Source organism: Bacillus sp. JJ1474 (assembly GCF_036965225.1).
GTDB lineage: Bacteria > Bacillota > Bacilli > Bacillales > Cytobacillaceae > Cytobacillus.
In genome coordinates this window covers 1-259 of sequence record NZ_JBALPC010000202.1, presented here as the reverse complement: position 1 = coordinate 259, position 259 = coordinate 1, and the positions used below count along the sequence as shown (strand labels likewise).

Here is a 259-nt window from a genome sequence, read left to right as displayed (position 1 = left end):
ATTTTATTTTATTTTTCAATCTTCATCAACAATTGATATTATTATTGGAATCATCCTGACAATTCTTTTTTTTGTCACATACAGGCTTGCTTTTATTTCAAAAAAGTGGCCAGTGTATTTATGGACTTGTATTTTGATCGGTATTTCCATAACAATGACCATTCATTTCCAATTTGTCTATTTTGCTTTTTATATTGCCTACTATAATGGAAATATTAAAAATCGCATCGCTTTTTTAACGCTATATATCATCCATTTA

At 27.0% G+C, this 259-nt stretch carries 1 pseudogene; it reads left to right on the top strand.

Annotated elements, in window-relative coordinates:
- Positions 1–259 (top strand): annotated as a pseudogene (locus tag V7164_RS21490) (sensor histidine kinase); the annotation flags it as partial.